The organism is Halosimplex rubrum (assembly GCF_013415885.1).
GTDB classification, from domain to species: Archaea; Halobacteriota; Halobacteria; order Halobacteriales; family Haloarculaceae; genus Halosimplex; species Halosimplex rubrum.
The window spans coordinates 2,541,342-2,561,520 of record NZ_CP058910.1 but is presented as its reverse complement, the minus strand read 5'-3'; the positions used below and the strand labels follow the sequence as shown (position 1 = coordinate 2,561,520).

The window sequence follows — 20,179 nt, the reverse complement described above, 5'->3', positions numbered from 1 at the left end:
TTAGAACACCCCGATCCGTGAGGCCACGTCCTCGGCCTCGTCGTCTTCCGAGAGCTCGACGTACGCCTTCTTCTCGCCGTCGGGCTGGACCTGCGTCGTCACGTTCACGACGGTGACGTCGAACTGCTCGGAGACCGCCTCGGCGATCTCCGGCTTGGTCGCGTCGCCGGCGACGACGAACTGGAGCTTGTTCTGGAAGTCCAGGTCGTCCATCGCCTTCTCCGTCATGTTCGGGTACTTGATGACCGAGTTCATCGGCTCTCACCTCCGGTGAGAACGATGAGCTCGTCGCGCGCTCCGCGTGCGACGGTGTTCATCGCTCGGCCACCTCCGCGACGGCGGATTCGGTCCAGACCGTCAGGCGGCCGGCGTCGCCGCCGGGCGCCAGGTCTTCGGCGTTGACCTCGCGTGCGGTCGTCACGTCCGCGCCCGCGAGGTTGCGAGCGGCCGTCGAGGGCTCCTCGCTCGTCACGAAGAGGATCGACTTCGCGCGGTTGTACTTGCGCCCGCGGGTCGTCCCGCGGCCGGCCCGCACGGTCGCCTCGTCGGCGCGCTCGATGTCGGCGTCGACGCCGAGCGCTTCCAGGAGGTCGACGACCTCCCGGGTCTTCACGAGGTCCTCGAAGTCGTCGGAGACGACGAGCGGGAGCTCCGCGTCGTCGTCGAAGTCGTGGCCGCGCTCGGCGACGACTTCCGCGTCCGTCGTGGCCGCGACGGCCGAGCGGACGGCGAGCTTCTTCTCTTTCGTGTTGATGTCGAGCCCGCGGTCTTTCTCCGCTTTCGGCGGGTGCGCACGGCGACCGCCGACGGTCTGGGGAACGCGTGCCCCCTGACCGTTCTCCCGGGGGACGTGGGCCATACCGCGGCCGCTCCCCTGGGACTCGGCGGGCGTGCGCATCCCGGCGTAGTCGTCGGCTCCGTAGTCCTGCTTCCGGTTGGCCTGCGCGGCGTGGACGGCCTGCCGGATCAGGTCCGGCCGGAGGTCCGTCTCGAAGACGCCGGGGAGCTCGACGCTCCCGTCGTCGTCGCCGTTCAGGTCGCGTACTGTCGTTTCCATCTGTTAGTCCTCCTGTGTGGTCGCGGCGGTCCCGCGCCCGCCCTGGTTGGACTGGGTCGAGACGTACCGGACCTCGGGGTCGAGGCGCGGCTGGTCGTTCGGGCGGACCGCCGGCCGGAAGCGCACGACGCGCTGGTCCGGACCGGGGACCGAGCCCTTGACGAGCGTGTACGGCCCGTCGACCTCGCCGTAGTTGACGAAGCCGCCCTCGACGGTGGCGTCGGTGCCCTCGCCGATGTCGATGAGGCGCTTGTTCAGCTCGGTGCGCTGGTGGTAGCCGGTCTGGCCCTGCTGGGGGACCGTCGAGCGCACGCGCGAGGGGTTCCACGGGCCGAGGTTGCCGATGCGTCGGCGCCAGCCCTGGCGGGCGTGTTTGCCCTTCCGCTTCTGGACGCCCCAGCGCTTGACGGGACCCTGGGTCCCTTTGCCCTTGGTGACCGCGGCCACGTCGGCGTACTCGCCGGCGCGGAACACGTCGGTCATCGAGTGCTCGCCGCCGTCGGCGACGAGATCGAGACCGAAGTCGAGACGGTCGGAGAGCGAGCCGCCGCCGACTCGGGTCTCCATGACCTCGGGCTTCTTGCGCGGGACGCCGGCGATCCCGGTGGGGACGGTGTGCGTGATGACGCGCACGTCGCCCAGGTCGCCGGCCTCGTGTGCTTGTCGGATCTCTTCCTCTGCGGCGTCAGCGTCGTGGTCCTCCGGCACGTCGATGGTCCGGTCGAGCTCACCGTGGAACTCGTCGGCCCACACTTCCGTGAGGGGACGCTGGCCGTACGGCGTGTCTTCGTAGGCTCGGAGCGCGACCGCGCGCATCGGCGGCGTCTCGATAACCGTCACGGGGACGGTCTCCTCCATCCCCTCGCGGGGGGAGTCGGGCTCGTCGTTGATCAGCACGACGTGTGTCATGCCGGCCTTGTAGCCGGCGAAGCCCTGGAGACCCGGCTGGCCGTCGTCGTCGGGCCAGCTGTTGAACCGCGGGGTCTCACTCGCCGCTCGCGTACGCGGGCCGAAGCCCAGCGAGCCTTTGCGTGGTCTGTTCGTTCCTGGCATTTGTCTTACCTCGTCAGCCTGAGGGGCGCGAGCGTCGCGAACACCGCTTCCTCCGTTCGCACGACCTCGCTTCCCTGGTTCGGAACCGTATTGAGCCAGAGGTCGAACCTGTCGTCGCCTGTCTCCGCCGCGACGGTGTCCGGGTCCTCGCCGAGGATGGGGGGCAGCCCCCGTTCCGGCGCACCGAAGGCGACCGTCAGGTCACCCAGGGGCGCCGCCTCGTCGCCGGATGCGTCAGATTCGTCGGATCCGCCCGTCCCGCGGGCGCCATCGCCGTCACGAAGCCGTGCGACCAGCTGGTCGAGCTTCGTGACGGTCAGCTCCTCGCCGTAGCGAGAGGCCGCGATGGTCAGCCCGGCGTCCGGACGCGCGAGTGCGTCGTCGATATCGGTCGAGTCGACGACGAACCCTGCCGCGGGCTCGTCGACGAGCTTCGCCCGAACCGGTCGTCGCGAAGAGACCCTGACGGAGACGCGCTCCCTCTCCCCGACCTCCATTCCGGAGGGCACGGGGAGCGAGACTGGGTGTTGCAGGCCGCAATTGACCCGTACGCGTCCATCAGCACCGACCTCGGTCACGATTCCCTGTCTTAACGACCCCGATTCGTCCGAACCGGAGCCGGTCCATGAGCGGGTGCGAAGCGCCGGCAGGACCCCCGCGTACTCTAATTCGCCCCGCCTGTCCCATACCTCCTTTCGGAGGTAGGGGGGTGTGGCGGCGTACCGCAGCACCGTTTCGACGAACCCGGCACCTCGCTTCTCGACCCCGTCGGGGTCGGGATAGACCGTCAGGCGGTCCACCCGGAAGACAGTGGCCGCGCGGGCCACGTATCCGACTTTGCGAGTCGCCTCGCGTTTGTCTTCGGCTTCCCGGGTGAGGGATGCCGGCACGAGCACGCTGGTGGTCATGCCGTGACGCTTCCGCGCCACGCCACTAGACTGTAGCGATACATCCCCAGCCCACCCTTAAAAAAAGCGCGCTTCACGCGCGCGGATGAGAGGGGTTCACATGGCTACTGTTCACACAGAGGCCGGTCGGAGCCCTCCGATACTCCTCCGACGGTCGCCGCTTGTCGTCGATGTAGTATTCGCCGCGACCGGCACCCGAGCGCACGCGTCGCGCCGGCGTCGCGCGCCCGGTCGATCAGTCGTGGCTCGGTATCGTCTCGTCGCAGACCGGGCAGCTACCGCGCCCCTGCCCGGCGTCGAGGTCGTTCGGCTGGCCTGTCCACCCGCAGACTGGACACTGAACTGGATCGCCCGGCATAACGCCTATAGCCACGCGTCGCTGGCCGGAAAAGCGTGGTGCCGGTCGCCCCGTCGACCGACGCCGCCTCCCGTCACGGATCGGCAGGGGGCGCGCCGATACCGCCCGCCGCCTCGGTCGTTTCGGAAGTCTTTTATCCCTCTCCGCCAGTCGATTATGATGTGAGGCGCGCCGGGTCGCCCGGTGGACGCCGAACGTGCGTGCGACGGTGGTGAGCGGACGTAGTCCGCGAGTCTCGTCGCGAACGAAGTGAGCGACGGTGGTGTAGTGGTATCACAGGACCCTGCCACGGTCCTAACGCGAGTTCAAATCTCGCCCGTCGCACTTCTTCCGCGAACGAACCGGTGAGCGCCTCGTACGCTCGCCACCGGAGCGGATGTGTGGTCCCCGAGATTTGAAGTAGACCGGTCGCGCGCAGCGAACACCGTGAGCGAGCACGTCCGGGCGTAGTTCAAATCTCGCCCGTCGCACTCCTCTCGAACGGTACTCCGTGAGCGACCGCGTCGCGTGTCGCTCGCATCCGGGCGGGGACGCGCCGCCCTCGTCTCTCCTCCCCGACGCGGACCCGCTTTCCAGTGGGCCTCCAGAAAGTGCCGGCTCCGCGACGCGAAACGGTCGTGATTAATCGTCGCTTTCCGGCGTGCAGAGCGCCGGGTGGTCGAGGACTGACTCAGTCCGCGGGCTGGGTCGTACGCGCGTCCCGCCGGATCTCCGCTTTTCGGTCCTCGATGGCCCCTTCGAGTGCGGCTCGCAGGTCGACGCCGGTCGCCTCGTCCAGCGCCTGCTGCAGTTTCGCGAGCGTCTCGTCGTCCTCGTAGGAGGGCGAGTCCGGTAAGCCCGTCATACTCTACGGACTCCCGAGTTCGGTACTTAACCTTTCGGTCCGAATCTCTCCTTTGAGAACCTCGCAACCAGTGGGCAGACACTCCGTCCCGGTGGTCCCGAGCGTGCCGAATCCAGCGGCCCACACGGGCGGAGAACCTTTGGCTCGCGCTGCCGTAGGGTCGGCCATGACAGTCATCGGCTTTCTGAGCGTCGCACCGGTCGTCGAGGGGAGCATGTCCGAGGAGGTCGCGAAGGCCGTCGCGGCCCTAGAGGAGTTCGACGTGGGCTACGAGACGACGCCGATGGGGACGGTCGTCGAGGCCGACGACTCGGCGGAGCTGTTCGCGGCGGCCGGAGCGGCCCACGAGGCGGTCGACGCCGACCGCGTGAGCACGTTCCTCAAAGTCGACGACAAGCGCACGGTCGACCAGGCCGCGAGCGAGAAGGTCGACGCCGTCGAGGCACACCTGGGGCGGGAGGCCAGGCGGGAGCGCTCGGACTGAGCCGAGGCGGGGCGGTCGACGATGCGGTCCGGACGGCCGGACCGCCGGACGGCCCGGGCGACCGCGACGGCGAACCGAAGACCGAAGGCCCGGCGGCGTGGATGGCGGTGTATGGAGAGTCTCAACCGGACCGCGACGGACCTGGTCGACGAAGCGTTGGACTTCGCCGACGAGCTGAACGTCGCGGCCCACCAGCTGGACAGCGAGGCCTTGGTCGTCGACTTCGGGGTCGACGTGCCGGGGGGCGTCGAGGCCGGGATGATGCTCGCGGAGATCCAGACCGCGGGGCTGGCGACCGTCCAGAGCACCCTGGAGGAGGTCGCGGGCGCGCCGCTGACTCACGTCGAACTGTCGACCGACCACCCGGCGATGGCGTTGCTCTGCTCGCAGAAGGCGGGCTGGGAGCTCAGCGTCGACGGCTTCGAGGGGCTGGGCAGCGGCCCCGCCCGTGCGCTCGTCGCCGAGGAGGACGAGTTCCAGCGCGTCGGCTACCGCGACGACTTCGAGTTCGCCGTCCTCGCGATCGAGACGGAGACGGTTCCCGAGGAGGCCGTGATCGAGCACGTCGCCGAACGGGCGGGCGTCGCCGAGAGCGGCGTGTTCGTCCAGGCGTTCTCGACGGCCAGCCTCACCGGCAGCGTCGCGATGGCCGCCCGCGCGGCGGAGCTGGCCGCCTTCCGGCTCTCGGAGCTGGGGTACGACCCCCTCGACATCCTCTCGGTGACGGGGTCGGCGCCCGTGGCACCGGTCGCCGACGACGAGGAGACGGCCATCGCGCGGACGAACGACGCGCTGGCCTACGGCGGCCAGGCGCATCTCGTCGTCGACGAGCCGTTCGACCGCTTCGACGAGGTGCCCTCGTCCGCGACCGACGAGTACGACACGCCGTTCGCCGAGATCTTCGCCGACGCCGACTGGGACTTCGTCGAGGTGCCCGAGTCCGTCTTCGCGCCCGCGCAGGTGACGATCGACGTGGTCGGCGGCGACACGCACGTCCTCGGCGACGTGAACGACGAGCGCCTCGCGGAGAGCTTCGGCCTCTAGCGTGCGCTACAAGATCGTGCCCCCGGTCCGGGACCGGGCCTTCCTCGACGCCGCCCAGCGGGCCGTCCCCCTGGTCCCGGGGACGGTCGAGGACTGCTGTCTCCGGATCGTCGACGAGACGGCGGCGCCCTCGCGGGACGCCGCGCGGGAGTATCTCACCTTCCTCGAAGCGCTCGAACTCGTCACGGAGACGTCGCGCGGGTTCGAGCGGCGGCGCGTCGACGCGGCGGAAGCCGACCTCGGAGACGCCTTCGAGCGCCGCGTCTTCGGCGCGAGCGAGTTGCTCGACGCGCTCCGCGCGGCCGAGTCGCTGACCGTCGCGGACGCGTTCGACGAACTGCGCGAACACGTCCCCCGGTGGGAGCGCGACCGCCGCACCGACTGGGAGGCCGAGTGGCGCGAGCGAACGGAGCGGTTGCTCGGCTGGTGCGTGACGTTCGAGCTCGCGACGCGGGACGGCGACTGGTACCGATCGACCGAGCGCGCGTGAGAACTTCGGCCCGACCGAGTCACCTGGCGGCGAGCCACTCGCGCGCTTCGGCCATATCCGACGTCAGGAACGGTTCTGCGGTGCCGCCCTCCATGCCGTCCAGCATGTTCTCCACGTCCATCTCGGAGATGACGCTGTCGGAGTGGACCGTCGCCGAGTACTCCAGCCCCGTCTCGTGGGCTCGCGGCATCCAGTCGGTCTGCATCCACTGCTGGTCCTCCGCGTCGTGAGCGCTGACCCCGCGCGTGTCGGTCAGGACCTTCGCGGCGTCCCGCCGCTCGATCGCGTCCAGCAGCGCCTCACAGCCCTCCCTGAACGCCGCCCCCGAGACGTAAGTATCCCACGTGAAAACAACTGCGCCGATCTCGTCGTCCCATTCGATAGTGTAGTTTTCGCCGTCATCGATCGTTTTAGCGGCCATACGATCGCTTCACTATCTGAGGTAAATAAATAGACTGCCGATATTATCAAACTTCGAAACTAGATGTCACCGCTCGGCGAACGGGATCGAAACCGATTAGCTATGTCCAACCGACCGACCGAGTATGCGCGAGTTCGAGTTCGTCCTCACCTATCGAGCGGGTGCCGACGACTTGATGGACGTGTTCGTCGAGCGTCCGGGACTGCGTGCGCAGACGGCGGCCTGTTTCGCCAACGACCGGTCGATGTGGCGGGTCGACCACGTGCTGGGGCCGCCGGAGGCGCTCGACGCCGTCGAGACGCACTTCCTCGACGAGACGACGTGCAACGAGTGTCTGGACGTGGCGGGCTGTGACTCCAGCCGCGAGTATCAGGTCGTCAGTTCCGACCCCGAGCACCGCGTCTACTTCACGCGCCGCGAGGAGATCCAGCACTGTCACTCGATCCCCTATCTCGCCGTCGACCACGTCGGCGACGGGCTCCTGATCGAGGCCGAGCGTCGCGACGACGAGTACGTCTGGCGGCTGCTCGTCCCCGACGACTGCGCCGTGGGCGAACTGTACGACCGGATCGACGACCAGCTGCGCGACGGCATCTCGCTGGAACTCGGCCACGTCTCCGACCCGCAGAACTGGAACGGCGGCTTCGGCACCGCCGGCCTCCTGACCCCCGAGGAACGCGAGACCGTCGCCAGCGCGGTCGAAGCGGGCTACTACGGCACGCCGCGGGACGCCACCGTCGCGGACCTGGCCGAGCGGCTCGACACGCCACACTCGACGGTGCAGTATCGGCTCCAGCGCGCCGAGGAGAAGATCGTCGGTCGCTTCGCCTCGGAGACGCTGTGAGGGAGTCGCGAGTTCGACCGTCTCGGGGCGCCGCTCGGCTGCTCAGTTCTCGACTAGGTCCGCGACCATCCCGCTCACGTACTCGATCTCGTCGTCGTTGACCCCGTGGCCCATGCCGGGGTAGATGCGTTCTTCCACGTCCGCCTCCAACTTCTCCAGTACCTCCGTCGTCACGTGGACGCGTTCCTCGGGGATGTGCGGGTCGACGTCGCTGCAGCCGACGAACGACGGCGTGCCGTCCAGGGACCCCTCGAACTCCGCGGGGTCGATCGTCTCGCCGATCAGCCCCCCGGAGAACGCGACGTGACCGCCGTAGCGCTCGGGGTTGCGCGCCACGAACTCCGTCCCGAGGCAGGCGCCCTGGGAGAACCCGAGGACGAGCACTTTCTCGGTGGGGATCCCGGCATCCCTCGCCTCGCCGAGAGCGTCCTCGATCGCCTGCAGCCCCGACGAGCGACCGGGCTCGTTGGACTCGACGGGTTCGAGGAAGGAGTTGGGGTACCAGGTGTTGCGCGCGGCCTGCGGGGCGAGCAGGGCGACGCCCTCGGCGTGGAGCTGTCGCCCCATCCCCAGGATGCTCTGTGCGGTCGCGCCGCGGCCGTGGACGAGGATCATCGCCGCCTCGGCCTCGTCCAGCGGCGTCCCGCCCGTGGCGAGTCCCTGGCCCTGGTGGGGGCCGTCCATTCAGGCCACCTCCTCGTCCCCGCGGTCCGCCGTGCGTTCGTTGGTCGGTTCGGCGCCGGGCGTGCGTCGCTGGACAGTCACGGACGTCCCTACGGCGTCGCCCTACAAAGGCGCTCGCCGACATCGGCGTCACCCGATGACATCGGCGTTACCGACGACCCCCGCGTCGGCGGTCGCCGGCGTCGACCGGCTCAGAGCCCCAGGATCTCCCGGGCCTGTGAGGTGTCCGCGACCTCGCGGCCGAGTTCCTCGGCGATCCGAACCACGCGTTGGACCAGTTGCGCGTTGCTCTCGGCGAGTTCGCCCCGCCGGTAGTAGACGTTGTCCTCCAGCCCGACGCGGACGTTGCCGCCGAACAGGACCCCCATCGTCGCGAAGGGCAACTGGTGGCGGCCGAACCCGAGCGTGTTGAACAGCGCGCCCTCGGGGAGGTTGTCGACGGCGTTGAGGAAGTTCCGGGGTCGCGGCCGCGTCAGCGTCCCCGGCCCGAAGATGAGCGTCGCGTAGACGGGGTCGGCCAACTCGCGGCGGTCCAGCAGGCCGTGGACCTCGTTGCGGTGGCCGTCGTTGAAGACCTCGAGTTCGGGCTTGATCCCGCGGTCGGCCATCTCGTCGTAGAGCGCGTCGATCGTCGCGAGCGTGTTCTCGCTCGTCAGCCGCTCGTAGCGGTTCAGCGGCCCCATGTCCAGCGACGCCATCTCCGGCGGCGGGTCGGTCCGCAGCGACAGGTGCCGTTTCTCAGTCGGCGCCTGCGTCGCGCCGGTCGTGTGCTGAATTATCACGTCGTCGGTGTAGCGGCGGATCGCCTCGTCGATCGCCTGGAAGCGCTCGGTCGAGAACGCCCGTTCGCCGTTGTCGGTCCGGGCGTGGACGTGGACGACCGACGCGCCCGCCGCCTCGACTTCCCCGGCCGCTTTCCCGATCTCCTCGGGCGTCTCCGGCAGGTTCGGGTTCGCCTCCTTGCGGTGGATCCCGCCGGTCAGCGCCGCCGTGACGACGACCGGCTCGTCGGCGAGAAAGCGCTCGTAGCTCACGGCTCGTCCCCCTCGGGGGCTTTCGCCCCGTCCCCGTCGCTCGCGTGGTCGAGATAGATCTCGCAGTCCGCGGCGTGGTCGAGGTCGAACCGGTCGTTGCAGACGTCGGCGCGCATCGGCTGGACGAACCGCCCTTCGGCCTCGCAGTAGGCGCGCGCCTCGTCGAAGTTCGCGCCGTCAGCCGATTCGCGGTACGTGAGGAACGGGCAGGACACGCCCGACGTTTCGGCTACAGCGAGTTAACGATTCGCCGGAGAGTCCGGAACGCGGTGGTCTGCGAGCGACGGTAGGGAGTCGGAACCTTGTTTAGCGGACTCGGTGAGAGGGGACGTATGAACTTCTTCGACCGGCTGGCCGACCGGATCGCGACCGTCGACAGCGTCGTCTCGGTCGGACTCGACCCCGACCCCGCGCGGATCCCCGACCACCTCGCCGACCGCGACCTGCCCCGCTGGGCGTTCAACCGCCGGATCATCGATGCCACGCACGAACACGCCGCGGCGTTCAAGCCCAACGCCGCCTTCTACGAGGACCCCGACGGCTGGACGGCCCTCCGCGAGACCGTCGCCTACGCCCACGGCAAGGACGTGCCCGTCCTGCTGGACGCCAAACGCGCCGACATCGGCAACACCGCCCGCCAGTACGCCGAGTTGCTCGACGACGACGGCATGGGCGTCGACGCCATCACCGTCAACCCCTACCTCGGTCGGGACTCGCTCGAACCGTTCCTCTCGCGGGCAGACAAGGGCGTGATCGTCCTCTGTCGCACCTCCAACCCCGGCGGCGCGGACCTGCAGGACCTCGAACTCGAATCCGGCGAGCCGCTGTACGAACGGGTCGCCGCCATGGCCGACCTGTGGAACGGCAACGACAACGTCGGGCTCGTCGTCGGCGCGACCGCGCCGGAGGAACTGGAGGAGGTCCGGGAGATTGTCCCCGACATCCCGTTCCTCGTCCCCGGCGTCGGGGCGCAGGGCGGCGACGCCGAGGCGGCCGTCGAGTACGGCCTCGCCGACGGCGTCGGGCTCGTCAACTCCTCGCGGGGCATCATCTTCGCCGGCGAGGACCAGGGCGAGAACTTCGACGACGCCGCCGGACAGGCCGCAAAACGCCTGAAAAAGCGGCTGAACCGGTATCGGTAGCCACCGGAACCGTACTTAAATTTTCGGGAGAGGTTCCGTCACGGAAACCGACTCCGCCTTTATACGGATCCGGGGGACGACGGTGTAGACATGACGACGACAGCCGGTACGGCGCTTCGACGCTTCGTCGGCGTCGCGACCGACCCGCAGACGTACAGGAACGTGAGCTACCTGCTGTTGACCTTTCCGCTCGGGCTGCTGTACTTTACGGTCCTGTGGGGCGGCGGCGTGGCGGGAGTCGCCCTCCTGCCGCTGTTCCTGCTGGGTCTACCGGTGCTCGTCGGGGTTCTGGCGGTGGCAACGCACCTCGCTGATCTGGAGACGCGCCTCGCGCGCGGGCTCCTCGACAGCGACGTGATCTACGAGAGGCCCCGGCCGGCCGAAGAGAGCCTCGTCGAGTACGTGAAACGGGTCACGACCGACATCCGCAGCTACAGCGCCCTGGGGTACCTGCTCTCGAAGTTCGCGATCGGGACGGCCGCGTTCACGGCGCTGACGACGGCCGCGGCGCTCTCAGTCGCGTTGACGTTCGCTCCCGTCCTGTACGACGTGCCCGGATTCCACTACAACTTCGGCGTGCTGACGGTCGAGTCGTTTCCCGTCGCGCTCGCGTGCTCGGGCGCCGGCGTCCTCGTCGCCCTCCTCTCGCTGCACGCCTGCAACCTCGCGACACGTGCGCTCGACGAGTACACGAAACTGATGCTGGGGAGCGAGCGAGCGGAGTGAGCGCGGTCGCCAGAGGTGCGACCGGTCGGTCACGGGCGGTCCCCGCTCAGAACTCGTAGGTGTCGACGCCGTCCGGCATGTCGTCGCCGGTCCCGGTCGGGTCGGCGGGGTCGCCGCCCTCGACCTCAGCCACGCACTCGCTGCAGATCTCCCGTTGGGCGTCGAAGTGGCGGTCACAGACCAGATTCCCGCAGCGGTCGCAGGTGTGGTCGACCTCGGGGCGCTGGCAGATCTCGCAGAGCCCGGACACGCTCATGCGACACCGTAGCACGCGAGCCCGTAAAGGGGTTGGGCGGGACGTTGGAGGGGTTTCATATCGGGTCGACAGTGGGCCCACGGCAGGGGGATCGCCGAGCGGCGCCCGCCGCGTCCGAGACGTTTAGGGGGCACCGACGCCAAGGGGCGAGCGTGTACGGGTCCCGACTCGTCTCGGCGGTCGCCGCCGTGTTCGCGGCCATAGCCGTCCTCTTCGCTATCTTCGGGTTCGCCGCGAACGTCGGCTTCTTCGCCGTCGCCGCGCTGTTCGGCGCGGTCGCGTACTTCATGTGGTACCACGCCTCGGGCCGGTTCGCCCAGCGGCTCTACCGCGGCGTCGAGGAGCGGGCCGCGCCCGGGGGCAGCGGCCGCGGTGGCCGCGGCGGCTTCGGCGCCGGCCCGCGCGAGGAGTGGGAACCGCCCCGGGACGAGGACGCGAGCGGCCGCCAGCGCGCGCGGACCGCTCGCGGCGGGCAGGCTCGCGGTGGCGGCCGACAGCGCCGACAGGCGCGCGCACAGGGCCAGCGTCGCCGCCGGCGCGCGGCCGCCGCCGCCCAGCCGAGCGGTCCGACGGCCGCCGAGGCCTACGACACGCTCGATCTGAACCGCGACGCCGACGAGGACGCCGTCAAGGCCGCCTATCGCGAGAAGGTCAAGGAGGTCCACCCCGACTCGCCCGACGGCGACGAGGAGGCGTTCAAGGAAGTCCAGTCGGCCTACGAACGGCTGACGGGCGACTGACTGCCGGGACCGAATACTGTTTGCACCTCCGCGGCTCAGACTCCACCAGTGACCCCACCGCTCGCCGTCGACATCGACGGAACGCTGACCGACGAGGAACGCGCTCTCTACCCGCCCGTCCTACCCGTCCTGCGCGAGTGGGACGCGCCGGTCGTCCTCGCGACCGGGAAGGCCGTACCCTACCCGGTCGCCCTCTGCGAGTTCGCGGGCGTCGAGCGGACGGTCGTCGCCGAGAACGGCGGCGTCGCGTTCGTCCACGCGACCGACGACCTGCTCTTCCTCGGGGACCGCCAGGCCGCCCAGAACGTCGTCGACGAGTACGTCGAGACGGGCCACGACCTCGGCTGGGGGTCCCACGACCTGATCAACCGCTGGCGCAAGACGGAGGTGGCCGTCAGCCGCGACGCGCCCCTCGAACCGCTCCAGCGGATCGCCGCCGACCACGGGCTGGAGGTCGTCGACACCGGCTTCGCCTACCACGTCAAATCGCCCGACGTGAGCAAGGGCGCTGCGCTCCGGGAGGTCGCCGACCGCCTCGACCGCGACCCCGAGGAGTTCGTCGCCGTCGGCGACTCGATCAACGACGTGTCGACGTTCGAGGTCGCGGGGCGGTCGTTCGCCGTCGCCAACGCCGACGAACCGGCCCGGGCGGCCGCCGACGAGGTGCTCGACGCCGCCTACGGCGAGGGGTTCCTCGAAGCGGTCGAGCGGGTGCGGTAACGTCGGGGGTCGCTCGGCCCGCCGAAGTCGCTCGTGGTCGGCGGACCCGTTTACGAGCGCTGGGAACCGATACGGAGCGCTCGGGAGCGCTCCCGACGTGAACTGGGCGCAAACCCGGAGAAGGCTTTTGTACCGGCCACCGTTACCGACTCGCATGAGCCCCGACCGGGCCGCCCTCGAACGCGCCATCGAGCGCGGTGAGCGCGAGGGCGGCAGCGTCGAGTTCAAAGAGCGGCTCACGAAAGAGATCCACCTGGCGGACGGCCGCCGTGAGTCGCTGGCCGCCCAACTGCGTCACCGCGTCCTCTCCGGCGACGGCGAGGCCACCTACGTCGTCGGCGTCACCGACGAGGGGACCCTCGCCGGCATCGCCCCCGAGGCGTTCACCGAGTCGATGGACGTGCTGAGCCTGCTGGCCGAGGAGGCCGACGCCCACATCGAGAACGTCGAGACCTGGGGCGTCGACGCCGACGGCCGCGCCAAGCCGAAAGGCGACGCTCGCTCCGTCGACTCCGCCGGCCCCGCCGACGCGCCCGCCGAGGGCATCGTCGGCGTCGCGACCGTGCGGGAGGGCGCGGTGCTGGAGGACGACGAACACATCGTCGTCGGCACCGCCGGCCACGTCGACCACGGCAAGTCCACGCTCGTCGGCACGCTCGTCACCGGCCAGTCCGACGACGGCGAAGGGGGCACCCGCTCGTATCTCGACGTGCAGCCCCACGAGGTCGAGCGCGGCCTCTCGGCCGATCTCTCCTACGGCGTCTACGGCTTCGACGACGACGGCCCGGTCCGCATGGACAACCCCGACCGCAAGTCCGACCGCGCTCGGGTCGTCGAGGAGGCCGACCGACTCGTGAGCTTCGTCGACACCGTCGGCCACGAGCCCTGGCTGCGCACCACCATCCGCGGCCTGGTCGGGCAGAAGCTCGACTACGGCCTCCTGACCGTCGCCGCCGACGACGGCCCCACGAAGACCACCCGCGAACACCTCGGGATCCTGCTCGCGACGGACCTGCCGACGATGGTCGTCGTCACCAAGGCCGACGTCGTGAGCGACGAGCGCCTCGACGAGGTCGAGCGGGAGGTCGAGCGCCAGCTCCGCGACGTGGGCAAGACGCCGCTGTCGGTGGCGCGCCACGGCGTCGGCGCGGCCGTCGAGGAGATCGACGACACCGTCGTCCCGGTGCTGGCGACCAGCGCCGTCACGATGGACGGCATGGACACCCTCGACGAACTGCTGGAGCGGTTGCCCAAGACCGCCGGCCCGACCGACGACGAGTTCGCGATGTACGTCGACCGCTCGTACAAGGTCACGGGCGTCGGCGCCGTCGCCTCCGGCACCATCCGTTCCGGACGTGTGGAGGCCGGCGACGACCTCCTGCTCGGGCCGATGCAGGACGGCGGCTTCCGCGAGGTCGAGGTGCGGTCCATCGAGATGCACTACCACCGCGTCGACCGCGCCAAGGCCGGCCGCATCGTCGGCATCGCGCTGAAGGGCGTCCGCGAGGCCGACGTGGAGCGCGGGATGGTCCTCCTGCCCCGCGACGCCGACCCCGATCCCGTCCGGGAGTTCGAGGCCGAGGTGATGGTGCTGAACCACCCGACCCGCATCGGCGAGGGGTACGAGCCGGTCGTCCACCTCGAAACGGTCAGCGAGGCCGCCGTCTTCTCCCCCGAGGACGGGCGCCTGCTCCCCGGCGACTCGGGGACGACCCGCGTCCGCTTCAAGTTCCGATCGTACCTGGTCGAGGAGGGCCAGCGGTTCGTCTTCCGCGAAGGCCAGTCCAAGGGCGTCGGCAAGGTCACCGACGTCCGCCCCGACGAGTAGCGGCGTCGGCGCGTGCGAGCAGTCGCCGGCGCGTGCGGACGGCCACGTTCTCCGACAGGCGTCGGTTACGAGCGCGGTAGCCACGGATGTCCGTTTCCAGCGACCGGTTACGCTCCGCTAAGACGCGGATACCGCGAGAAACGCCGCCCAACCGCCGTCCCTCGATTTCTACCGGTACGCTACCGCTCGGACAGCCGGTCGGTAACTTTGACCGGTGGCATCCAGGGGACCACACGCGTGCGGGACGACGCGACGAGCGTGGGTTCCGCGCGGGAGATCACCAATGAGTTTCGAGAATCAGCCCGGACGACGGGGAATCGAGCGACAACAGACGAGCCAGCAGCCGCAGGCTCAGCAGATGAATCAGCAACCGCAGGCTCAACAGATGAATCAGCAGCCCCAGACACAGCAGCTCGGCCAGCACCCGCAGATGCAACAGTACCAGCAACCCCAGGCCCAGCAGCATCAGCAGCCCCAGCAGGCGAACCAGCAACAGCTGAGTCAGCAGCCACAGACCCAGCAGTTCGGTCAACAGCCGCAGAGCCAGCAGATCGGACAGCGACCACAAACGCAGCAACTCGGCACACAGCCCCAGTCCCAGCAGTTCAGTCAGCAACCGCAGAGCCAGCAGATCGGACAGCAGCACGAGGCTCAGCAACAGCTCAGCCAGCGTCCGCAGACACAGCAGACGGGCCAACAGCCCCAGCCCCAGCAGCTAGGGCAGGCCCAGCAGAACCCCGTCTCGACCGCCCAGCAGCCCAGCGGGCAGCAGGCCGGCTTCCCCGGCCAGCAGAGCCGCGGCGCCGACCAGGGCACTCAGGACCGACGCCGCTCCCAGCAGTTCCGCCAGCGGATGCACGAGAAGGCAGAGAACCAGCCGCGAGACCCTCAGACAGGCCAGTTCCGCTCCGAGAACCAGGGGGGCCAGCAGGGACAGCAGCGTCGGCAGGGTCAGTCGGGCGGTCAGATATACGCCCAGCGCTCGGAGCAGACCCAGCAGCCCGAGATCGGAACCCAGCAGGAGAACTGGCAGTAGGCGCCTGGGACAGCCACCGCCCGCCAGCGGTCGACACCGCGATACCGGCTATTTTTCGGGTCCCGTCCCCGTAGCGTCGGCTGTGGCCCTCCGCCGCTGGCGGAGGGTCACGTTCGCGGAGGAGGGCGATACCGGTGTCAGGACTCCATCTTCGCGACGATCTCGCCGGCGGCGTCGCGCGCCTCGCTCTCGTCGGCGACGCCGTCGACCGGAACGAGGACGCTCTGGGCGGTCCAGTCGTCGTTGCCGTGCTCGTCGCCGGTGCGGACTTCGGCGCCCGAGACGACCGAACCGGCGACGTTCGCCGCCCAGTCCGGCGTCCGGATCTCGTCGAAGTCGTCGGGGTCGCGGTACCGGACGTGGTAGTAGTTCTCCGACTGTTCGACGCCCTGGATCGATCGGGAACTCGCCATACCGAGCGGTAGCGCCGCCCCGCCGGAGAGTCGTCTGCCGGCATTGGAAAGGACCGGTCCGGACGGGAACCCGGTCGCTACTCGCCGCGCAGGACTGCCCGGAGGAGCTTCGACTCGGCCTTTCGCAGGTGCTCGGCGGCGGTGCTGGGCGCGCAGTCGAGGGCGTCGGCGACCGCCTCGTGGTCCGCGGTCCGCGGCACGTCGTAGTACCCCAGGTCGAGACCGGCCTCGACGGCCTCGCGCTGGCGGTCGGTGAGCCGGGCCGTCGGCGCGACGCGGGAGGTCGCCAGCGACCCGACCGCCTCGACGGTCACCTCGATGGGCTCCGGGATCTCGCCCATCGCCGCCTGGAGCTCCTCGTCCGGGCCGAATATCGTCAGCGTCACCGTCCCGTCGGCGCCGTAGACGACCGGCGGGACGACGACGATTCCGCCCCGGCTGACCGGGTCGAACAGCGCCGCGAGCGCCGCGGTCGTCGCGTCGCGGACGTAGGCGTAGAAGGCGTCGTCGCCGACGGGTTCGATGTCGTAGCCGACGACCTCCCCGATGTCGTCGGCCGCCGCGGCGAAGGCGTCGGCGTCGCCCTCGACGTAGTGGAGGATCCCCAGCGCGTCGCCGGTGAAGTTCCACTGCAGCGCCGTCGCCCGCTCGACGAACGGCGCGTTCGTCATGACGCCGTACATCGGGTGGACCTCCGCCTCCCTGCCGTGGGCGGTGATCGACACTCTGAGGCGCTTCACGGTCGACGGTCCACCCGCTTCTGAAATAAATCAGCCGGATTAATGCGGCAGTACAGACACGGTCGTCGCCCGCGTGATCCCGAGTGTGAACGACGTACTGGTGACCGGCGCGACCGGGACCCTCGGCGGGGCGCTGGTCGAGCGGCTCGCCGACGACGGGTGGAGAGTGCTGGCGGCGAGCCGAACGCCGCCCGGAGCTTCGGCGGCCGCGAGGTCGAGCGACGCCGGCGCGGACGGCGGAGTCGAGTGGGTCGAACTCGACCTCGTCGACGGGACCGGGATCGACGCCGCAGTCGCCGACGCCGACGCGGTCGTCCACGCGGCGACGGCGCCACGGGGCGACGCGGCCGCCGTCGACGTTCGTGGGACCGAGCGCCTGCTCGACGCCGCCGAGTCCGCGGGCGTCGAGCACGTCGTCTATCCGTCCATCGTCGGCGTCGGCGCGATCCCGTTCTCGTACTACGAGCGCAAGCGCGAGGCCGAGCGGGCGGTCGGAGCCAGTGCCGCCCCGTCGACGATCGTGCGGGCGACGCAGTTCCACGCGTTCGTCGACGAGCTCCTGGGGACGGTCGCGAATCTCCCCGTCTGGCCGCTGCCGACGGAGCTGCGGGTCCAGCCGGTCGACCACCGGGAGGTGGCCGGCGAACTCGTCGACTGCCTCGCCGGCGAGCCGAGGGGCCGCGCCGAGCCCGTCGGCGGGCCGGCAGTCCGCACGCTCGGGGAACTGGCGACCGCGTACCGCGAGACCCGAGGACTCCGGCGAGCTATCGTCCGACTCCCCGTCCCCGGGGCCGTCGCGAAGGGGTTCCGCGACGGAAGAGCGACCCGTTCCGACCGCGCCGTCGGGACCGTGACCTGGGAGGCGTGGCTTGCGGAGCGATACGGCGGCTCGGCCGAGTCCGGGGTCGAACGAGCGGGAGCGACCGCCGACTGACCGTCGGTCGCGGACCGCCCGCTCAGTCCCAGGGCTCCTCAACGAGGTCGTGGAGCGACTCGACGACGTGGTGCGGTTCGGGGTTGTGGTCGAACGGCGGGTCGCCGTCGGCGAGCCAGACGGAGCGCAGGCCCGCGGCGTGGGCACCGGTCACGTCCGAGGCGTGGGAGTTGCCGACGTGGACGGTACGGTCGGCGGCGACCCCGAGTTCGTCGAGCGCGAGGTGGAACGGTTCCGGGTCGGGCTTGTACGGCGCGTCGTGGCCGCCGTGGACGACCACCTCGAAGCGGTCCTCGATGCCGAGGCCGGCGAGCTTCTGGGACTGCATCCACGGGTCGCCGTTGGTGACCATGCCGACCCGGTAGGCGTCGGTCATCGCGTCCAGCGCGCGCTCGGCGCCGTCGAGGAAGCGGACGTTGGCCTGGTCGCGCTCGTCGGTGTAGATGTCGGCGATCTCCTCGCCGACGGCCTCGCCGTGGCCCGCCTCGGCGGCGAAGGTGCCGAACGCCGCGCGACGGGTGTCGCGGATGTCGTCGCCGGCGTCGGAGAACTCGCCCAGTCGGTCGACGTACTCGGCGCCGTCGAAGAAGGGGTCGACGCCGACGCGGTCGAAGGCGATCGCCAGGATGTCGTCGGCGCTGCGCTCGTACGTACAGATGGTGTCGTCCAGGTCGAAGAGAACGGCCGCCACTGGCCCCGTCATTGCGCGATAGTAGCGGCCCGGCGGCCAAAAACCGGTCGGTCCGGTGTCGGCGAAATGCAGTTCGGCGTCGGCGAATCGCAGTCCGCCGTCCGCGGTGCCCGCGCGGCCGAGTTCACCCCCCGTCCGGGAGTCCAGCGAGCAGCGCGTCGACGGCCCGCTTGACGGCCGCGCCCGACTCGATCCGGAGCGCTCCGTCGTCGGTCGCCGTCAGCCCCGGCCCGTCGACCGAGCCGCGAACTCGCTCGGCGTCCGCCGGGCCCGCCCCCCCGATCGACAGTACTGCCGCGTCGGGGTAGAGCCGGACGGCGCCGACCCGTTCGTCGCGGTAGGCGACGCCGTAGGCGACGGTTCCTTCGGGGGACGGATCGGCGTCGGGGTCGGCGTCGACGACGGACACGTCTCCGAGAGTGCCCCGGTCGCGACCGGAGAGTTCCGAGGAGAGCAGCTGTGCGATCCGCTTGCCGTCGGTGACGCGGTCTTCGACCATCAGTCGCCCCCCAGTTCGTCGGCGGCGCGGTCGGCGAGGTCGCCGAGTTCGACGCCCTCGCGGCGGGCGTAGACGACCGCCGCGGCCTCGACGGTGACGCCGAGTTCCGACTGCAGGCGGTTGACCGCGGCGACGGCGTCCTGTTTCTCGACGCCGGTCTGGACGACGGCGTCGAGCGCGCGCTCGAAGTTCGACCGCTGGCGCAACACGTCGTCGCCGGGGGCGAACCCGTCGGGCACCGTCACCTCCCGCGGCTCGAACGTCGGTCGGAGGTCGTCGTCCTCGCGGGCGAGCAGCCCCTCGGTGGCGGCCACGTCGACGAGCCGCTTGGCCTGCTCGGGGGAGAACCACTCGCGGTCGAGCGAGAGCGCGACGACGAACTCGCTCTCCGAGAGCGAGTCGCGGCCCTTCGCCCGGAACGGGACGGCGACGGCGCGGCGCAGACTCATCGTCCGTCGATGGGCGCGTCCCGAAACGTAACGTTGCCGGTCGCCGTCCGGGAGCCCCCACCCGACGACACGCGGCCGTCGCGCTCGGAGCGGACGGCGACCGGGAGTCGAGAGGTTCAAGTAGACGCTGGGCGACTGCACGGGTATGAAGTTCCAGGGACGCTCCCCGCGCAAGCGCACCGGCGGTCGACGCCGGAACTTCCGGAAGAAGAAAAAGCACGAACTGGGCGACCAGCCGACCGAGACCCGCGTCGGCGAGACGAGCCTGAAGACGGTCGACGCCCGCGGCAACACCGAGAAGGTCCGCGCGGTCACCGCCGACACCGCCAGCGTCGCGACCGACGGCGAGGTCGTCGCCGCCGAGATCGAAGACGTCGAGGAGAACCCCTCGAACCCCAACTACGTGCGGCGGAACATCATCACCAAGGGCGCCATCGTCGCCACCAGCGAGGGCCGCGCCCGCGTCACCTCCCGCCCCGGCCAGGACGGCCAGATCAACGCCGTTCTCGTCGAATAACGGCAGTCTTCTCGCCGATTTCGTCGCAGTCGACCCCGCCAGCCGCGGGTCGAGCCCCGATCGCGGATATATAGCGTTTCGGTCACCCACGTACCGGTCGGGAGTGGCCCGTACCACTCTTAGCGAGCCTTATACCCGCCGGTCCGCCAGAACGCGATGGCGTGCGGCGCTCGTCACCGAGCGCGCCACCGAGCACTGCCACCCCGTTCGACGCGCGCGTCGCACGTCCCACTCGCGACTGCCACCTCGTCCGGGGCACCCGTCCCC

Annotated in this window: 28 protein-coding genes and 1 tRNA gene; 13 read left to right on the top strand and 16 right to left on the bottom strand. The window is 70.2% G+C overall.

All coding sequences use genetic code 11. The annotated features are described in order from the left end of the window. From HZS55_RS12745 to HZS55_RS12730, 4 genes are read right to left on the bottom strand one after another with little or no spacing between them, the layout of a single operon-like run. Nucleotides 1–255: a 50S ribosomal protein L23 gene (locus tag HZS55_RS12745; protein WP_179908040.1), complete on the bottom strand. Its 255-nt coding sequence runs from the start codon at nt 253–255 to the stop codon at nt 1–3. Between the two features lie 58 nt (nt 256–313). Further along, entirely contained in the window at nt 314–1,057 is a 744-nt protein-coding gene (rpl4p, locus tag HZS55_RS12740) for a 50S ribosomal protein L4 (protein ID WP_179908039.1), read from the bottom strand. Nucleotides 1,058–1,060: 3 nt separating this feature from the next. Beyond that, nucleotides 1,061–2,110, bottom strand: a complete 1,050-nt coding sequence (rpl3p, locus tag HZS55_RS12735; RefSeq protein WP_179908038.1) for a 50S ribosomal protein L3 — start codon at nt 2,108–2,110, stop codon at nt 1,061–1,063. A 5-nt stretch (nt 2,111–2,115) separates the two neighbouring features. Further along, nucleotides 2,116–3,018, bottom strand: a complete 903-nt coding sequence (locus HZS55_RS12730) for a putative RNA uridine N3 methyltransferase (protein WP_179908037.1) — start codon at nt 3,016–3,018, stop codon at nt 2,116–2,118. 611 nt (nt 3,019–3,629) lie between these two features. Between HZS55_RS12730 and HZS55_RS12725 the strand changes: the two genes are divergently transcribed. Then, nucleotides 3,630–3,700, top strand: a tRNA-Gly gene (locus HZS55_RS12725). Nucleotides 3,701–4,046: 346 nt separating this feature from the next. On the opposite strand, the gene HZS55_RS12720 is transcribed toward HZS55_RS12725, so the two are convergent. Next, nucleotides 4,047–4,220, bottom strand: a complete 174-nt coding sequence (locus HZS55_RS12720; protein ID WP_179908036.1) for a hypothetical protein — start codon at nt 4,218–4,220, stop codon at nt 4,047–4,049. 166 nt (nt 4,221–4,386) lie between these two features. On the opposite strand from HZS55_RS12720, the gene HZS55_RS12715 reads away from it, so the two are divergent. From HZS55_RS12715 to HZS55_RS12705, 3 genes are all read left to right on the top strand, one after another. After that, nucleotides 4,387–4,704 (top strand): MTH1187 family thiamine-binding protein, encoded by a 318-nt coding sequence (locus tag HZS55_RS12715; protein ID WP_179908035.1) that lies wholly within the window; start codon nt 4,387–4,389, stop codon nt 4,702–4,704. A 111-nt stretch (nt 4,705–4,815) separates the two neighbouring features. Next, complete coding sequence (mch, locus tag HZS55_RS12710; protein ID WP_179908034.1) at nt 4,816–5,748, top strand: methenyltetrahydromethanopterin cyclohydrolase; 933 nt, start codon at nt 4,816–4,818, stop codon at nt 5,746–5,748. 16 nt (nt 5,749–5,764) lie between these two features. Continuing rightward, entirely contained in the window at nt 5,765–6,238 is a 474-nt protein-coding gene (locus HZS55_RS12705; protein WP_343063111.1) for a hypothetical protein, read from the top strand. Between the two features lie 19 nt (nt 6,239–6,257). Here HZS55_RS12705 and HZS55_RS12700 read toward each other — a convergent pair whose 3' ends face one another. Then, nucleotides 6,258–6,659 (bottom strand): STAS/SEC14 domain-containing protein, encoded by a 402-nt coding sequence (locus HZS55_RS12700; RefSeq protein ID WP_179908032.1) that lies wholly within the window; start codon nt 6,657–6,659, stop codon nt 6,258–6,260. Between the two features lie 124 nt (nt 6,660–6,783). Between HZS55_RS12700 and HZS55_RS12695 the strand changes: the two genes are divergently transcribed. Further along, nucleotides 6,784–7,503, top strand: coding sequence for a helix-turn-helix domain-containing protein (locus HZS55_RS12695; protein ID WP_179908031.1), 720 nt, complete (start codon nt 6,784–6,786; stop codon nt 7,501–7,503). A 42-nt stretch (nt 7,504–7,545) separates the two neighbouring features. Here HZS55_RS12695 and HZS55_RS12690 read toward each other — a convergent pair whose 3' ends face one another. From HZS55_RS12690 to HZS55_RS12680, 3 genes are all read right to left on the bottom strand, one after another. After that, the gene (locus HZS55_RS12690) at nt 7,546–8,187 is read right to left on the bottom strand and encodes an alpha/beta hydrolase (protein ID WP_179908030.1); all 642 of its coding nucleotides are present in this window, start codon (nt 8,185–8,187) and stop codon (nt 7,546–7,548) included. Between the two features lie 191 nt (nt 8,188–8,378). Continuing rightward, the gene (locus HZS55_RS12685) at nt 8,379–9,221 is read right to left on the bottom strand and encodes a BKACE family enzyme (protein WP_179908029.1); all 843 of its coding nucleotides are present in this window, start codon (nt 9,219–9,221) and stop codon (nt 8,379–8,381) included. Beyond that, on the bottom strand, nt 9,218–9,436 hold the full coding sequence (locus tag HZS55_RS12680; RefSeq protein WP_179908028.1) for a hypothetical protein: 219 nt from the start codon (nt 9,434–9,436) through the stop codon (nt 9,218–9,220). Before HZS55_RS12680 ends, HZS55_RS12685 begins: the two co-directional genes overlap by 4 nt. A 117-nt stretch (nt 9,437–9,553) precedes the next feature. Between HZS55_RS12680 and pyrF the strand changes: the two genes are divergently transcribed. Beyond that, nucleotides 9,554–10,363, top strand: coding sequence for an orotidine-5'-phosphate decarboxylase (pyrF, locus tag HZS55_RS12675; RefSeq protein ID WP_179908027.1), 810 nt, complete (start codon nt 9,554–9,556; stop codon nt 10,361–10,363). A gap of 90 nt (nt 10,364–10,453) precedes the next feature. Continuing rightward, nucleotides 10,454–11,089, top strand: coding sequence for a sensor domain-containing protein (locus HZS55_RS12670; RefSeq protein ID WP_179908026.1), 636 nt, complete (start codon nt 10,454–10,456; stop codon nt 11,087–11,089). A gap of 46 nt (nt 11,090–11,135) precedes the next feature. Here the strand turns inward: HZS55_RS12670 and HZS55_RS12665 are convergent, their stop codons facing one another. Next, nucleotides 11,136–11,345, bottom strand: coding sequence for a hypothetical protein (locus HZS55_RS12665; protein WP_179908025.1), 210 nt, complete (start codon nt 11,343–11,345; stop codon nt 11,136–11,138). Between the two features lie 152 nt (nt 11,346–11,497). On the opposite strand from HZS55_RS12665, the gene HZS55_RS12660 reads away from it, so the two are divergent. The 3 genes from HZS55_RS12660 (at nt 11,498) to HZS55_RS12650 (ending at nt 14,633) form a co-directional block, all read left to right on the top strand. Beyond that, nucleotides 11,498–12,085 carry a J domain-containing protein gene (locus HZS55_RS12660; protein ID WP_179908024.1) on the top strand — a complete coding sequence of 196 codons (588 nt, stop codon included), beginning with the start codon at nt 11,498–11,500 and terminating at the stop codon, nt 12,083–12,085. A 48-nt stretch (nt 12,086–12,133) separates the two neighbouring features. After that, nucleotides 12,134–12,805, top strand: a complete 672-nt coding sequence (locus tag HZS55_RS12655) for a phosphoglycolate phosphatase (protein WP_179908023.1) — start codon at nt 12,134–12,136, stop codon at nt 12,803–12,805. 154 nt (nt 12,806–12,959) lie between these two features. Continuing rightward, nucleotides 12,960–14,633 (top strand): GTPBP1 family GTP-binding protein, encoded by a 1,674-nt coding sequence (locus HZS55_RS12650; RefSeq protein WP_179908022.1) that lies wholly within the window; start codon nt 12,960–12,962, stop codon nt 14,631–14,633. A 277-nt stretch (nt 14,634–14,910) separates the two neighbouring features. Here the strand turns inward: HZS55_RS12650 and HZS55_RS12645 are convergent, their stop codons facing one another. Continuing rightward, complete coding sequence (locus tag HZS55_RS12645; protein WP_179908021.1) at nt 14,911–15,330, bottom strand: hypothetical protein; 420 nt, start codon at nt 15,328–15,330, stop codon at nt 14,911–14,913. A 156-nt stretch (nt 15,331–15,486) separates the two neighbouring features. Here HZS55_RS12645 and HZS55_RS12640 point away from each other — a divergent pair, with 156 nt between their 5' ends. Further along, on the top strand, nt 15,487–15,669 hold the full coding sequence (locus HZS55_RS12640; protein ID WP_179908020.1) for a hypothetical protein: 183 nt from the start codon (nt 15,487–15,489) through the stop codon (nt 15,667–15,669). Nucleotides 15,670–15,806: 137 nt separating this feature from the next. Here the strand turns inward: HZS55_RS12640 and HZS55_RS12635 are convergent, their stop codons facing one another. After that, nucleotides 15,807–16,082, bottom strand: a complete 276-nt coding sequence (locus HZS55_RS12635) for a hypothetical protein (RefSeq protein ID WP_179908019.1) — start codon at nt 16,080–16,082, stop codon at nt 15,807–15,809. Nucleotides 16,083–16,159: 77 nt separating this feature from the next. Beyond that, on the bottom strand, nt 16,160–16,822 hold the full coding sequence (locus tag HZS55_RS12630) for a helix-turn-helix domain-containing protein (protein ID WP_179908018.1): 663 nt from the start codon (nt 16,820–16,822) through the stop codon (nt 16,160–16,162). Between the two features lie 85 nt (nt 16,823–16,907). On the opposite strand from HZS55_RS12630, the gene HZS55_RS12625 reads away from it, so the two are divergent. Further along, nucleotides 16,908–17,756 (top strand): SDR family oxidoreductase, encoded by an 849-nt coding sequence (locus HZS55_RS12625; RefSeq protein WP_179908017.1) that lies wholly within the window; start codon nt 16,908–16,910, stop codon nt 17,754–17,756. Between the two features lie 22 nt (nt 17,757–17,778). Here HZS55_RS12625 and HZS55_RS12620 read toward each other — a convergent pair whose 3' ends face one another. The 3 genes from HZS55_RS12620 to HZS55_RS12610 all read right to left on the bottom strand — a co-directional run bounded on the left by HZS55_RS12620 (nt 17,779) and on the right by HZS55_RS12610 (nt 19,395). Beyond that, nucleotides 17,779–18,459, bottom strand: a complete 681-nt coding sequence (locus HZS55_RS12620) for an HAD family hydrolase (protein ID WP_179908016.1) — start codon at nt 18,457–18,459, stop codon at nt 17,779–17,781. A gap of 112 nt (nt 18,460–18,571) precedes the next feature. Beyond that, entirely contained in the window at nt 18,572–18,946 is a 375-nt protein-coding gene (locus HZS55_RS12615) for a hypothetical protein (protein ID WP_179908015.1), read from the bottom strand. After that, nucleotides 18,946–19,395 carry a DUF2240 family protein gene (locus HZS55_RS12610; RefSeq protein ID WP_179908014.1) on the bottom strand — a complete coding sequence of 150 codons (450 nt, stop codon included), beginning with the start codon at nt 19,393–19,395 and terminating at the stop codon, nt 18,946–18,948. Before HZS55_RS12610 ends, HZS55_RS12615 begins: the two co-directional genes overlap by 1 nt. A gap of 145 nt (nt 19,396–19,540) precedes the next feature. On the opposite strand from HZS55_RS12610, the gene HZS55_RS12605 reads away from it, so the two are divergent. Then, on the top strand, nt 19,541–19,912 hold the full coding sequence (locus HZS55_RS12605) for a 30S ribosomal protein S8e (protein ID WP_179908013.1): 372 nt from the start codon (nt 19,541–19,543) through the stop codon (nt 19,910–19,912). Nucleotides 19,913–20,179 lie beyond the last annotated feature (267 nt).